Origin of the sequence: Paenibacillus radicis (ex Xue et al. 2023), from assembly GCF_024722015.1 — a bacterium.
In the GTDB taxonomy this organism is placed as follows: domain Bacteria; phylum Bacillota; class Bacilli; order Paenibacillales; family NBRC-103111; genus Paenibacillus_S.
The window spans coordinates 195,168-209,895 of sequence record NZ_JANQBD010000009.1 but is presented as its reverse complement, the minus strand read 5'-3'; the positions used below and the strand labels follow the sequence as shown (position 1 = coordinate 209,895).

General features: G+C 35.4%; 12 protein-coding genes. All 12 read right to left on the bottom strand.

Going from position 1 to position 14,728, the window contains the following annotated elements; translation table 11 throughout:
• Window positions 1–142: 142 nt before the first annotated feature.
• Window positions 143–955: a PIG-L deacetylase family protein gene (locus tag NV381_RS14485; RefSeq protein ID WP_258213996.1), complete on the bottom strand. Its 813-nt coding sequence runs from the start codon at window positions 953–955 to the stop codon at window positions 143–145.
• Window positions 945–2,138, bottom strand: a complete 1,194-nt coding sequence (locus tag NV381_RS14480; protein ID WP_258213995.1) for a glycosyltransferase — start codon at window positions 2,136–2,138, stop codon at window positions 945–947. Before NV381_RS14480 ends, NV381_RS14485 begins: the two co-directional genes overlap by 11 nt.
• Window positions 2,139–2,177: 39 nt before the next feature.
• Window positions 2,178–3,209, bottom strand: coding sequence for a glycosyltransferase family 4 protein (locus NV381_RS14475; protein ID WP_258213994.1), 1,032 nt, complete (start codon window positions 3,207–3,209; stop codon window positions 2,178–2,180).
• Window positions 3,196–4,590, bottom strand: a complete 1,395-nt coding sequence (locus NV381_RS14470) for an O-antigen ligase family protein (protein WP_258213993.1) — start codon at window positions 4,588–4,590, stop codon at window positions 3,196–3,198. The genes NV381_RS14475 and NV381_RS14470 overlap by 14 nt, the downstream gene beginning before the upstream one ends.
• 20 nt (window positions 4,591–4,610) lie before the next feature.
• The gene (locus NV381_RS14465) at window positions 4,611–5,750 is read right to left on the bottom strand and encodes a glycosyltransferase family 4 protein (protein WP_258213992.1); all 1,140 of its coding nucleotides are present in this window, start codon (window positions 5,748–5,750) and stop codon (window positions 4,611–4,613) included.
• Window positions 5,747–7,183, bottom strand: coding sequence for a flippase (locus tag NV381_RS14460; RefSeq protein ID WP_258213991.1), 1,437 nt, complete (start codon window positions 7,181–7,183; stop codon window positions 5,747–5,749). Before NV381_RS14460 ends, NV381_RS14465 begins: the two co-directional genes overlap by 4 nt.
• A 6-nt stretch (window positions 7,184–7,189) precedes the next feature.
• Window positions 7,190–7,651: a DapH/DapD/GlmU-related protein gene (locus NV381_RS38205; RefSeq protein WP_308861871.1), complete on the bottom strand. Its 462-nt coding sequence runs from the start codon at window positions 7,649–7,651 to the stop codon at window positions 7,190–7,192.
• 143 nt (window positions 7,652–7,794) lie between these two features.
• On the bottom strand, window positions 7,795–9,618 hold the full coding sequence (locus tag NV381_RS14450; protein ID WP_258213990.1) for a polysaccharide biosynthesis protein: 1,824 nt from the start codon (window positions 9,616–9,618) through the stop codon (window positions 7,795–7,797).
• A gap of 25 nt (window positions 9,619–9,643) precedes the next feature.
• The gene (locus NV381_RS14445) at window positions 9,644–10,333 is read right to left on the bottom strand and encodes a CpsD/CapB family tyrosine-protein kinase (RefSeq protein WP_258213989.1); all 690 of its coding nucleotides are present in this window, start codon (window positions 10,331–10,333) and stop codon (window positions 9,644–9,646) included.
• Window positions 10,314–11,075 carry a YveK family protein gene (locus tag NV381_RS14440; protein ID WP_258213988.1) on the bottom strand — a complete coding sequence of 254 codons (762 nt, stop codon included), beginning with the start codon at window positions 11,073–11,075 and terminating at the stop codon, window positions 10,314–10,316. Before NV381_RS14440 ends, NV381_RS14445 begins: the two co-directional genes overlap by 20 nt.
• Before the next feature lie 111 nt (window positions 11,076–11,186).
• Complete coding sequence (locus NV381_RS14435; RefSeq protein WP_258213987.1) at window positions 11,187–13,601, bottom strand: S-layer homology domain-containing protein; 2,415 nt, start codon at window positions 13,599–13,601, stop codon at window positions 11,187–11,189.
• Window positions 13,602–13,843: 242 nt separating this feature from the next.
• The gene (locus NV381_RS14430) at window positions 13,844–14,605 is read right to left on the bottom strand and encodes a tyrosine-protein phosphatase (protein ID WP_258213986.1); all 762 of its coding nucleotides are present in this window, start codon (window positions 14,603–14,605) and stop codon (window positions 13,844–13,846) included.
• Between the last annotated feature and the right edge of the window lie 123 nt (window positions 14,606–14,728).

Here is a 14,728-nt window from a genome sequence, read left to right as displayed (position 1 = left end):
TCTAATTGGTTATTTTTGTAGTAGTAAGATAAATAACTAAACGACACAATTTATTTTTTTCAGCATTCCAAATATAAAAAGCACATTAAGGGGGAAAAACAGACAAGACTAGATTAGATTGAACGCTATACTTCTTTTGAATTTAGTTGAGATTTTTTTTTTCAAAAAACTTCTCGATTTCAGGCTTCAACTCATTATCAAACCGCGGATACGCCTGTTTCTCATAAGGTTTTTTTAAGTAATCATGAGCAGGTAATTGCCGATATAGTTCAGGCCAATCTCTAAATATACTTAAAGCCCCTTCGCTAGAATACTGTGCTAGCATCTTGTTTTTTAAATTAATATCTTCTTCAGAAGCATTCACTTTAATCCCAGGTAAATCCGTTAACGCCGCAAATCCAATTCCTTGAGGATTCCGGAGTTTAGGCTGATGCAATGCATTATATTCGGTGAACTCATAGGTTCTCTCAAGTATTTTCAAGCTCTTTGCGGCTTGTGCTGCAGCAAAATGAACAGCATCATGATCAATATTTCCTGCTTCCCAAGCTTGGATGTAAACTTCATCCGGATTTTTTTCCTTCATAATTTTCAATAGATCATTATATAACTCTTCAATAGAATGGCTGACATTCGTATCGGGATATTTTAAATATATCATTTCCTGGTCTTTCAACCCCGCTAATCTTAAGGCGGATTTACTTTCTTCCATTCTTCTATTAACTCTTGTTTCACGATTTGGAGTACCCTCTTCTTTTCCTCCATCAACAGCTACAACCACGTTAACCTCTTGACCCAACTTTTTCTTTTGAATAATGCTTAAACCCATTCCTATAGTTTCATCATCAGGGTGTGCAGCTATTATTAATACCACCGGTGTATGTGGTTTAACATCTACATTTGACACACAATTGACCAATAAAAGAGTAATAAATATATATACCATTTTATGTACCATAATAGCTTCCTTTTTTTAAATTTCCATCAATTTCTTTCACGATTATTGACCAATCGTAATTATTCTCCGCTAGTTGTCTTGCATTGAGTCCTAATTTTTCTCTTAAGCTTGAATTGTTGAAACACTCAATAATACTTTCAGCAAATTCTTTTTCATTATCCCTAATGATAATGTTCTCCCCATCAAGGACATTAATTCCTTGACAACCAGCTGTAGTAGATACTATCGATTTTTTCATAGACATTGCTTCAAGTATCTTTAGTTTTGTCCCCCCACCTAGTGTAAAAGGAGAAACATAAACCATTGCTTTTTCGAAATAAGGTCTTACATCCTCGACTTTTCCAGTTATAGTTACACTAGGATCGTTAGACAGAAAATTTAATTTTCCCAAGGAAATATTACCTACTACATAAAATTTAACATCTGAAACTTTTTCTCTGACAAATGGAAAGATCTCAAAATAAAACTTTTTTAAGGCCTGTATATTTCTTTCGGCATTAGAACCTGTGAATATTATTGAATTTTTCTCAGGTGAAACTTCTTGTGGAAAATAGTATTCTATATCTACTCCATTAGGCGCTAATACGAAATTAGTGCTTTTTGAGAAACATCTCCCCCCTTTCAAGTCTTGTTCTGATACTGAAAAACAAACATCAAATTCTTTATAAATTTTATTCTCGTATGCTTTCGTCTTAAACAGATTTAGTTTGCAATATAGTCTATATATATTGTTTGGATGATTAGATGACATCTTACCCCAAACATCTCTGTCCAGATTATGTTGGTCAAGAACAGTAAGTACTTTAGCCCTATCCATAAGACTAATATATTGTCCAAAATAAATTATATTTGAGTAGAATACATCGATTTTCTCCTCTTTTTGTAATTTTATTATTAAATTTTTCATATCTAAGCTATTATGGGAAGAAACATGAAACGGCAAAATAGAAAATAAATTTTTAATCCCCTCTAAAACATTTGTTTTCCCTCCATTTATTGAATAAACATTTGCACAATACTTTTTCATTAAATCAAGGTTTTCTTCTTGTTCTTTATTTCTAACAAAAGAAATGAGAAATATTCGATGTTTTTGAGACAATAATTTTATAATATTAAAGCATCTCAGTTGATATCCGCTGTATGAAGGCAAAGGTGGTACCGTTGTTAAGAATAAAATATTCATAAATTCATCCTCATAAATTCTCTAAAATCTAAACCCTGATCATCTTAGTAATGAAAAATAATTCCCTTCAAGTAACTTACCTATTTTATCTACTGTAAAATGATTAAGAATATGATTTTTTAATAATTCACTTTTCGGCTTTCCAAAGTTTAATTTAATAACATGTTTTATAGAATCCACCGAGAATGGATTTACATATTCGACACAATTTCCAAAATGATATTTTGTACCACCGTTCATTGTCATAATAACATTCGCACCGGCAAGACCAGCCTCGAGCCCGGCAAGACCTGTTCCTTCCATAGTTGAAGGAAGAATAAATGTATTACAAGCGGCATAGGCTGAAAGTAATATGTGTTCATCAACATAATCGAAAACTTTAATATTGGGAAATCGTCTCGCCTCTTCAATACACTTTTTTGCATATGAATTATTAAGTATCGTCCCAATAATTACCAACTGCACTCCCAAGGCTCCTGCAGCTTGAATTAATCGCAAATGATTTTTTCTAGGATTTCCTATTTGTCCTACTGTCAATAAAAAATCCTTAATTCCGTACTCTTTAATGAATAGATCTCCTTTTCCGTACTTAAACTTTTCATCAACATAATTGGGAACAATTTTGACTTTTGAGGGGGCGATATTAAAAGCTTCGGTTACTCTCTCGTACTCTTCATCAGATCTAACAATTACTAGGTCAGCAATTTGACACATTTCTTGGGAAACTCCAAGATTGGTATAGAGTTTAGGAATCATACTCGTTGATTTGTTTAGTAATCGTATAGTAAAATTTGATAAGGTTTTATCTATTATGGGGGATATCACCAACTTAATGTTTTTTATATTCCTCATCTCTTTTGCTAAAATATATGTTCTGAAATCAGCTGCAAATATATGAAATATATCAATATTCTTAAAATTGTATTTTTCCCATTGATTGAATAATTGCACATTATGACCTATAGCTTGTATTGAATTTAATTTGCTCACTATTTCGTTTCGGATCCCACCTGCATCTCCATATAAGGAGACTGCTTGACATGACCCAAATATAATATTAAGATTTCTCATTATATTGACTCCTTATAATTCGCTCAAATGATGAAATAATTGTAAAAGCAAGAAAAAACATAATAGATATTTTGTCCTTTTGTAAAAAGTTATTAACTGAGCCGTGGATTACATATGTTAAAAAGCCATATAAAAAACCTCTTACAACTAAACCTTCAAAAGTTCTACCCATCATTTCACTCAATAAGAATCCTCGTTTTAATGTTATCCAAATTATATATATAAAAACTAATGCTCCTATTATTCCCGTTTCAGCTAACAATTTCAAATATTCACTGTGTGCTCCCATTGTCATTTCAGATTGTAGACCAGTACTATAGTTATAATCTCTATAACTAAAATAATTATCATTATAAGTTTGGAACCCAAGACCAATAATAGGGTGATCTTTAAACATATTAAATGCTGCTATCCATCGATTTAATCGCTCGATATTAGAACCGTCAGTGCTTATATTATTTATCGAGTCAAATCTGTGAAAGAAAGAATCTAATAGTCCTAACTTAAATAATAAAATACTTACAACCGAAGTTAATAAAAAGATTGTTAATAAACTCTTAGAAATCCGTTTCCTTTCTATTATTAAATGCAGTACAATAAAACCAATTATTCCAAGCCAAGCACCTCTCGTCTGTGTAATAATTATAATAAACGAAAACCACAAACATATCATTACAAAGAAAATTTGTATAAATTTGCTTTTTTTGTATAAAACTAAGGAAAAAGAAATTGTCAAGCCAAAAGATAAAAATGCTGCTAATGAGCCTCTCTCCAAAAAAAAAGGATCGCCTATTTCATTACTTCTATTCAAATCAAACCCTACGATTATTAAATTATAGAAACAATAAATTGAAAGCAAAAGCATAGAACTTATAATAACCCAGGTTAGTTTCTTTAAGTTATCTCTTTTCATTGAAATGTCGCTGAAGCAAAGAAAAATTGTGAAAAAATAAATAGAATATCTTAAAATTGCCTTTAAAGTAACATAAATATTTTGACTATTCACTAAAGATATAAGTAAAGAAAATAAAAAAAATATAAGCACCAATAAATCCTTTTTGGATACAATAATCTTTTTATCCTTATGTTCATATATTTTTTTAAAAAGTAAAAAAACAATCAAAATATGTGTTGGAAAATCTATACCTAAAGCCTGCACCCCTTGAATTGCATATTGAAATGAGAATGGCAAAAGAAATATTACAACAAATGAAAATTTACTAGAATCAATCAATAAAATTAATAGTATTAATAATACAAAACTTAAAATTACCAGTGAATAATAAGGGAAAAATGTGCAAACTACCGAGGTTATCATAGTTAATATAAAGAAACACGCTTTTACCGTAAGTGATGTACCCCCACGCATATCTAAATACATGTAACTGCTCCCTTTTATAATTATTCCGTTAACTCCTTGTATATTTTGGATAGCTTTTGCGCGATTGAATAGTTAGTAAAGTTATCTTTTACTCTTGCAAAACCTTTTTCTGAAAGAATTTCCCACATTCCTTCCTTCAAAGAAATAATTTCAATACATTCTTTTAACTCATCAACATTGTTCTCCTCAAATATTAATCCAGCATCTCCAATAACATAAGGAATACCACCAGAATTACTTCCTATAACTGGCACACCTGAAGCCATAGCTTCAACTAGCACTCTACCAAATTGTTCCTTAACATATTTCGTAGTAATTGAAGGCAGAACTAGAATATCTATATTTTCGTATACATCGCACATCATTTCATGTGGAACGTGGTCTTTCCAAATTATATGTTTTTCTAGATTTAACTTTTTACTTATTTTAATGTACTTTTCCTTGTCTCCGCCCCCGATTATTGTCAATTGGAATGGGATCTCCAATTTTGAAATTGCTTCTAATAAGATATGCAATCCCTTCAAATACTCAAGACGTCCTACAAACCCTATCCTTGTTATTTTTGTGTCCTTACGTTCTTTTTTTCTTTTATATTGCTCAAGATTCACTCCGCAATTTTCAGATATAACCTCAATCTGTTTTGCAAATCCCATATCATGTAGTACTTTTCCTGCTTCATCCGTTATTGCAATTCCAATATCCGAATGTTTAAATGAGTACCATTGGCATATACTGTAAACATGTCTTCTTATATTTATTATCTTGTACCGTTCTTTCCAATCAGTTTTGATATTTAGTGCAGTATAGAAGATTACTTTAGCTTTTAATCTTAGAATTTTTGACAAAAAAATGGTGAGAGCTGTTATAAGGCTCCTTGGTTCTTCTTCTAAATGGATAATATCAGGCTTAAATTTGAGCAATACATTAAACAGTTTTGGGTAAAAATGAAAATGCTGCCGCCCTGATCTTCCGAAAACAGCATTTAAGGCTTTGAATTTATAATTATTATTCAGTGCCTCTCCCCTTATAATATTCAAATTTTCTTTGTACTCTTTTGGAACAACCAATAGTATCTCTACATCAGCATTTTCAGATATTATAGATATCTTATGCTGATATGTTTTAATAACATTTGAGTGTGAAATAAACAAGACCTTCAAATACTATCTCTCCGATTTCTTATCAAATTAAGTATCCTATTAAAATTTATACGATATATTGGATTCTTTAACACAATTAAAATAAAGTAATAACTTATCACCAATAGACACAAATACTTATTTCCATAATATTGTTCCAATAATAGGCTGACAACAAAAAGTAGGCTATTTAATACTATAACTACAGCGATCTTATTAAATTTAATAGTTTTTCTCAAGAGATAAATATATAAAGTTATTACAACAAACTCTGCTATTATTGTGGAATAAGCTGCACCTATAGTGCCAAACCTATGAATAAAAACCCAATTCAAAATAATATTCAATATTAATGAACCAATACTAACTATCATCCATATCTTCTCTTTACCTATGGCCTTGAATATATATCCATATGCAATGTTTAGGAATGATAATAGTAAATATGGAGATAATACTTTTAGTATATTAATTGAGGGCATATATTTTTCACCATATAACATTAGTATAATTTTTTCATTGAAAAAAAATAAGACATTTAATGCAAAAAAACCAACTACAACTAAGAATTTGATAATCAATTCATTCTTCTTAATAAACCCAAATAAATCACCATCAACATACAACTTAGAAAATGCAGGATACAACACAGACATTATTACACCGGGGATGATTAATGGTAATTCTATAATTCTATAAGAAGCAGAATAAAAACCAACCTCTGCAACGTTCATTATTTTTGAAAGCATTATTACATCAATTTTATTGTAGAAATCCAACAAACCCATTCCAATTAAAAATGGTAAGGCACCTGATACTAATTGTTTATTAGAAAGAGATGGTTGTTTAGTTAAACTAACTTTAAAAGCCTCGCTCCTTTTAATAACTATATATGATAGAAAAAACCTAAGTATATTACCAATGCACATACTTAAACAAATAAAATATAGACTTTTAGTTGAACATATAAATACAAGCACTAATATGAACTCAACAATTCTTGACAGAACTGAAATTATTGAATAACTTTTTATTTTTTCTAATCCATGGAGAATAGCATCAGTTGTTGATGAAAGTGAGAATGTAATTGTATAGATACTGAAAAAATAACTTATTAAAAATAAGTCCTTATTTAAATCTAACGACAGTAGAAAAAAATAAAATAATATAAGAAATATAAAAGATGTTATACATTTAATTAAAGTAACCTTTTTTAGAATTTCCATTGTATGTTCTTTGTTTATCGATATTTCTCTTGGTAGAAGCCCTGAGAATCCCAAATCAATTAATATCTTGAAAATAACAGTCAAACTAAAAGCAAAATTATATTCTCCTAGTGCAGTTTCTCCTAAATATCTTGCTAGTAATATAAAACTAAAAAATGAAAGCGGAAAACTTATTAACTTAGAAGAAATAGAATAAAGTATATTTAACCGCAATCTAGTTTCAAACATTATTTCTTATTCGCCACCTTTAGGCATATACAATTCAATATTTATCCCCCGTTTGAGCACTTTAGCCGGAACTCCCCCTACAACACAATCGGACTCAACATCTTTTACCACAACAGCGTTTGAACCGATAACTGCATTATTACCTATAACTACTCCGCCAAGAATCTTTGCACCACTCCCAATATATACATTTGAACCAATGGTGGGTGCGCCATTGTTATTAGGACTTCCAGCACCGCCTATTGTAACTTGTTGTGAGATAAAAGTCCCGCTTCCTATTTTGCAAAATCTACTTATCACAATTCCCATTCCACCATAACCTAACCTGACTTTTTCTTCAATATTTGCACTAGGTGGGATATAACAGTTAAATAGAATAAAAGCAACATTCATAATTAATTTTGGTACGACAGGAATCCCCAATCTATATATTCTGTTAGCAATTCGATAAAAATTTATTGCGTTCATATTATATTCCACCTGTTTAAAATATTTATATTATACCATTATGAATATGTTGCCGATTTAATTGACGAATAATTAAGAGATTAATTAATCTTTCCTTAGGGGCCTTAGATAAAAGCATAACTCTAAAGATCCATCTATTCCTCTTATGAAACATACAAATATGTAGGAACGATATGTTTTAATTCCTCTGTTAACTTACTCTGATCCCCAGACAAAACCTTCTCTAACTTCTTAATCTCAGACTCTAATTCAGTTCTATTTATTGTCACAGGTTTACCAATAAATATCCGATCATGTTTGGTAGAACTCAATCCCTCTTCGTTCGTAAGTAATTCTTCGAACATTTTCTCTCCAGGGCGAATTCCGCTAAATTCAATATCTATATCTTCGTAAGGTTCAAAACCAGAGAACCGAATCAAGTCTTCAGCCAATTGAAGTATTCTAACTGGAGCACCCATGTCAAGGATAAATATCTCTCCACCTTCTGCATATGCACCCGCTTGAACAACTAACTGCACTGCTTCTGGAATTGTCATGAAATAGCGAATCATGTCTGGGTGAGTTACCGTGACCGGCCCTCCCATGACAATTTGTTCCTTGAAGCGTGGAATAACGCTACCGCGACTTCCTAGTACATTTCCGAATCTTACAGCAACGAATTTCGTCCTACTAGCTTTATCAAGGGATTGAATCAACATTTCTGCTATCCGCTTGGTTGTGCCCATGATACTTGTTGGATTAACTGCCTTATCGGAAGAAATTAGCACGAATCTTTCACTGCCGAATCGATCTGCTGCCTCAGCCACATTCTTAGTTCCGAACACATTATTCTTAACCGCTTCGGCTGGATTACGCTCCATTAGAGGAACATGCTTATGAGCCGCTGCATGGAAAACAACCTCCGGTCGGTATGTAGAAAATACTTCATTTATCCGTTCAGTATCTTGAATATCAGCGATGATAGTTTCTAACTGCAGATCTGGAAACGTTCTTCTCATCTCCATCTCAATCGTATATATACTGTTCTCGCCATGACCTAGCAACAGAAGCCGCTTTGGATGAAATGGCGCGATTTGTCGACATAATTCGGAACCGATGGATCCGCCCGCACCCGTGATTAAAACGGTTTTATGTTTAACATAGGTGGCAATTCCCTCAAGATCTAGCTTCACTTGGTCCCGACCAAGCAAATCCTCCACATCCACATCTCTTATTTCATTAACCGTTACTTTTCCATCAATTAAATCATTGATTCTTGGTATCATTTTTAGCTTAGCCTTTGTCATTTTGCAGACGTCAATAATTTCCGATGCTTCTTTCCTCGAAAGGGACGGTATGGTAATAATTATTTCTTCAATCTCTAGCTTCTCAACTGCTTCAACAATACTCGATCTAGATCCGATTACCGGCAGATTCATAATGCGCTGCTTGTGTTTACTCGGATCATCATCGATGAACGCTATTGGACGGAGCTCTGCATCGTGATTATTGAGCATTTCTTTGGCAATAAGAGCCCCACAGTCACCCGCTCCATAAATGAGGGTTTTCCGTTGATGCTTCCCCTTTGCGATATACAGTCTATCCCTAACTATTCTCCACGCAAATCGGGAACCAGCTATGCACAACAATAGTGTCTCGTAATTCCGAAGAACAACAGCAATAGGAACTCTAGTAAAAGTTACAGCATACACGGTTATATAAGCTACCACTACACCAAGGGTTACAGCTTTAAATATGGCTATCATTTCACCTATGCTTGCGTACTGCCATATCCGGTTATAGAGCTTAAAAAAACGCATACTAATCATACAGGTTAATGTTGAAATGATCCCGTACAATAATATCTGATTTACATAATTGGGATGGATATGGCCATCGAAACGAAGTAAATAAGAGGTATATATACTAATCCAAACAATCAACATATCCATAAATATTAACAGCGAAATTCGCTTCTCGTAACTCATATCCATCCCCCGTAATCAGCCTCAACTACTCCTTGGTTCCGTAGTAGTAATAATAATAGGATTCCGCATTTTTGCGATCCATATTGTTAAGAACGACACCAAGAATTCTTGCCTTTACATACTCTAAATTGGCTTTGGCTTTCAATGCCATCTCACGTTTTACTTTACCAGAGTCCATAACCAGAACAACGCCATCGCATTTGGAAGCAACGATTTGGGCATCTGTAACAGCTAACGCTGGTGGTGTATCAATTAATATAATGTCAAATTGTTCCTTAAGCTCCTCCAGGGTAGCAACCATTCTCTTAGAAGCTAGCATTTCAGAAGGGTTAGGCGGTATGGGTCCTGAAGTGATGATAGATAAGTTAGGAATAGCTGTTGTCCTAACTACCTCAGACAGATTGGCTTGTCCGGAAAGAACACTCGTGATTCCCCAACGGTTTGTACAATTGAATGTATGATGCATGGTCGGCTTGCGCAAATCTGCATCTATGAGGACTACCCGCTTGTCAGACTGGGCGTAGACAACGGCTAAATTGGTGATGGTAGTAGATTTCCCTTCCCCGGGGCCTGCAGAGGTAACCATAAGAACTCGGAGCTCTTCATCTATAGCCGAAAACTGGATATTGGTTCTGAGCGTCCGATAAGCCTCTGATATGGGTGATTTAGGGTTCTCATGAGTTATAAGTGGGCGGCTATTCGTTGACAGTAACACGAGATGCTTCACCTGCCTGTAGTTTGGTTAATGATGAGGATGATCTTTCATTAATCAGGTCTTCTTCTTTAATTCGGGCAATCATAGCTAGAGTCGGAAGCTCTAGTACTTTAGTAATATCTTCTTCCGTCTTAATCGTGTCGTCCAGATACTCAATCAGAAAGGCAATACCAACCGCAAGCATCAATGACACAACGAAACTGATTGCAATATTAAGTATTTTGTTCGGCTTTACGGGTAGTGCTCGTTCCTCAACATCCGCTTCATTCAACAAGGATACGTTGTCTACCTTCATAATTAACGGGATCTCATTTTGAAATACACGTGAAACGGCATTAACAATACTCGCCGCCTTTTCATACGAAGGATCTTGAACGGCTAGTGTCATTACCTGTGTGTTATTCACCGAGCTTACTTGTACCTTGCGGATCAATTCCCTTGCCGTAAGCCCAAACTGCGGGTAATCTTTCTCCACCTTATCCATAATTCGGGGTGTCTTAATAACTTCTTTGTATGTATCTATTAAACGCAGATTTAAGTTGATAGAATTAATGTCTACTTGCTCCATCCCTTGGCGTTCATTCGATTTATTTACTATTAACTTTGTCGAAGCCTCATAGACAGGTGTCAAAAAGAAGAAGCTGACAACTCCTGTAGATAAGGTTGCTACCAGTACAAATATGATAACTAGCCAGATCCTTTTCCTGATGATCCGAATATAGTCTCTCAGATCCAGTTCCATTATTATCCTCCATTCAATCGTGACAAATATTCAGAATACATCTTGTAAACAAGAAGCATACCCCCCCTTTTGTTTATTCAGAAGAGGAGGTATCTTATGTTTAATATTTTTTTATTTATTGAGTAGACGATAGATGATTACAGCTGCCTGAGCACGAGTGGAATCGGAGTTAGGGTTGAACGTACCATCCGCTTCACCAACGATAATTCCTTGTGCTGCCGAAAGTGCAACTCCCGCTTTCAATGATTCATTAATGGAGCTTGCATCGCTAAAGCCTTTTAATGCTCCGTTCACATCACTCACTGGATTTAATTGATTAACACTTGTTAGAGCACGCGCAGCGATCGTTGCCATTTCTGCACGAGTTATCTTTCCATTCGGGTCAAACTTCGTATCGGTACGGCCATTAACCAATCCGCTCTTCACAGCTGCCGCAACATAAGGCTTGAACCAATCGGAATCATTCACATCATCAAAGCTTTCGGTTGCAGTTGGGTTCTCCAAGCCAAATGTGTTCACGATAAGCTTAGCGAATTCTGCACGAGTTACAGTTCCGTTTGGTACAAATTCACCTGCAGCTCGTCCTTCCAAAATTCCTTTAGCAGCCGCTACTTCAATTTGGCGTCCTGCCCATTCTTTAACCGATGCTGTGTCGTTAAATACAACATTGTTTTCTACAACTGTGTAGGTCGAGAAGCTGCTGCGTTTAGCCTGAAGCTGATTATCCTTAGCGTTATATTTACCAACGAAGATTTGCAGTTTACCGTCAATAATTTTGGCTAGTGTAAGCTTCTCTACATCAAACTTCGAAACATCTCCAACAGGAAGGCTCAGCTCTACAGGTACTGAGAGATTATTCAATGGTGCACCGTTTGAAGTAAAGTTAATTTCATACACATCGGATGCTACAGGCAACTTCGTAACATCAGTTGCCTCAGTCACAGCCTTCTTCTCTATATTCAGTGAAGTTGTTGCTGTAAATGCACTTGGCGCTAACGATACAGTCAGACCATTGAACTTCAAGCCAATTCTATCCGCACCGTTAGATTTAGCAGCATCCAGAATTTCCTTGGCTACTGGCAGCTCTATCTTACTCGCACTTATCGAACCGAAATCAAAGGACAATTCGACTTTTGCTTTTGGCGCGTTAGGATCAAGCTCTTTCAAGGCATCGGTCAGCTTCTTCACTTCTGCATTGATATCACTGATCTGCTTCACCAAAGCAGTTACATCCAACTTGGCAATAGCCTTATCGTCCGCCACTGTTACAACAGAGGACACGTCAATTTTGGCAATCTTGGAGATAGCATCTTCTGTAGCAGCCTTAGCTTGCTGCAGCAATTGATCCTTAGCAGCTCCGGTTGCATTTTCTATAGCACTTTTCAAATCACTGATAGCTTTATTTCCTTCAGATCCCGATCCTGTACTAGGAGCAGGCCCTCCACCATTAGGCGAACTGCCACTATTATTACTACTACCACCACTATTACTTACAAAATAACTTAAGGATACATTCTTCTTGAACAACAGCTTCCCATCCAGGCGAGTTGTAGGAGCGTTGATTGTACCAGTAATTTGCCCGGTTTGTGTACCATTGGCAGTCATGCTAAGAACAATTCTACCGGATTCGTATTTAACTGTACCAGTTGAGACATCAGTAATTAGTGTTAGAACATCCGGCATTGTTTTACCTAAAACAGTAACTGTATAAGCTTGTGATCTGGAATTTGAAGGATACTCCCCAGTTTGTGCAACAACTACTTTTGAGCGAAGAAGTGCAAGGGCTATCATCGTTGTTCCTGAGCGCTGCGCATCATCTGCTACGTCCATGATTTTGCTGGCAACTGCTGAAACATCCCCTGCTTGAATATCCAAGTTACGGAAAACGACGCTCAACTTATTATTTCCAGCAACTACGGTTGTGATGGCTGTCTTAATTTCTTCCTTCATCAACTGCTGACTAGTGGCGATTAGACCTAGCTCCACAAAACTTTTGGCACCAAGCTGTGCGGATATAGCTGCATTAACTGCTAGTGCAAAGTCTGCCGCATCCTGTACGCTCAATGCATCCAGAGTAGTTCCGGACAATTGAGCCAGTTGGCCAAGAATCGCGCGAATTTCAGGATCGTTCAATGCATTCGTCAGTTCAGTACTGGAAGTATTGAAGAACAAGCCCAAGCTGCTGAAGAGCTTCAAAATATTTGCATGTGTTAGTTTATCGTATGTATTCGTGTTAGAACCTATTTTAACATCAATCGCATCCGTAATTTCCGACACAAGACTAACATCAGTCAACCCAGCTAAATTATCGCGTACAGCGCGAATCGGAGCTTTTTCATCTTCGCTCCACAAGAAGCTATGTATGTTGACTAATTCATTCGTAATATTCTCTAAGCCTGGAGTAGCCGCATAAGCCTTGCTTATACCAACCTTCTCCAAAACCCCAGAGCTGCTAAGCGGTAAACCCATAATAGAACCAATAACCAAACTAGCTGATAAGGTTGACGCCATTACCTTTTTCTTCATAAATGTCATTCCTCTCTCACTTTTATTATACTAAGCATCTACATTGCTAGACTGATTTTCAAGACATATCCAACAATTATCCGCAATGTAAAAATACCCATAATTTAGTAACTTTTAAAATATAACATAATATAACAGATTCTGTCGAATCAAGTTTACAAGCATTTTAATAGATTCGACAAAAATATACCATTAAATATGGAAAAAATATAGCAAAATTTTCTTTATATCCCAGCCAAATTTTAAAAGAACCACCATTTCTTGGGCCGCTTCCAAATAGGCACTACCGTTTCTACTCTCTCATTGCGAACCAGCTTTTCTGCATTCATCTGATAGTAGGCTACTTGCTGCTTTCCGATCTGAGAGTTAATGCTGAAATAAGCTGCTTGTAATCCAAAAGCACGTTTTGTCGAATTGTGAGCGTCTGATGATATAAAATGAACCAGCTGCTGCTTGCACATATTTATGGCTAATTTCTGGATTTTGGCGCCAAACAGCCCATTAATGGAATGGCTGGTCACCTGAGCAAGCGCCCCCAACTGAATTAACCGAACGAGCTTGGACGGATCGGAAGCAATCTCTGCATTTCTTTCCGGATGTGCAATGATAGGAGTCATTCCCAGAACACGTAGTTCATGGAACAATTCCTCGGTATACTTAGGTATGTCTCTGGATGGGAATTCTACTAATATGTAATTAGATTCATGCAATGAGATGATATCTTTCGCGTTATAAGAGTCTATAAAATCCAAATTGATACGAATCTCTTGCCCTGGATAAATCGTAAGAGGAATATTGTTCTCTTGAAGGACAATTTGAACCTCTTTTACCAATCCATTAACACCATCGCCAGGATTCATATATTGGCCATTCGCATGATGTGGCGTACAAATTATTGTATGAATTCCCTCCTCTACAGCCATTTTAGCCATACGAATCGTCTCATCCAGATCAGACGCGCCGTCATCAATGCCGGGGAGAAGATGTGAATGAATATCAATCATATTCTACTGCTCCTTTAACAAATCAACAAAAACATATAACCATACTAAGTACTATCATACTACATAAAAAAACTATAATTCTGTGAAATTTGACATATTTTTGACTAAATTATGATAATAAAG

Coding starts and splice junctions, on each gene's coding strand:
- NV381_RS14485 (WP_258213996.1), bottom strand. CDS start 955: ATGGTACATAAAATGGTATATATATTTATTACTCTTTTATTGGTCAAT.
- NV381_RS14480 (WP_258213995.1), bottom strand. CDS start 2,138: ATGAATATTTTATTCTTAACAACGGTACCACCTTTGCCTTCATACAGC.
- NV381_RS14475 (WP_258213994.1), bottom strand. CDS start 3,209: ATGAGAAATCTTAATATTATATTTGGGTCATGTCAAGCAGTCTCCTTA.
- NV381_RS14470 (WP_258213993.1), bottom strand. CDS start 4,590: ATGTATTTAGATATGCGTGGGGGTACATCACTTACGGTAAAAGCGTGT.
- NV381_RS14460 (WP_258213991.1), bottom strand. CDS start 7,183: ATGTTTGAAACTAGATTGCGGTTAAATATACTTTATTCTATTTCTTCT.
- NV381_RS38205 (WP_308861871.1), bottom strand. CDS start 7,651: ATGAACGCAATAAATTTTTATCGAATTGCTAACAGAATATATAGATTG.
- NV381_RS14450 (WP_258213990.1), bottom strand. CDS start 9,618: ATGAGTTACGAGAAGCGAATTTCGCTGTTAATATTTATGGATATGTTG.
- NV381_RS14440 (WP_258213988.1), bottom strand. CDS start 11,075: ATGGAACTGGATCTGAGAGACTATATTCGGATCATCAGGAAAAGGATC.
- NV381_RS14435 (WP_258213987.1), bottom strand. CDS start 13,601: ATGAAGAAAAAGGTAATGGCGTCAACCTTATCAGCTAGTTTGGTTATT.
- NV381_RS14430 (WP_258213986.1), bottom strand. CDS start 14,605: ATGATTGATATTCATTCACATCTTCTCCCCGGCATTGATGACGGCGCG.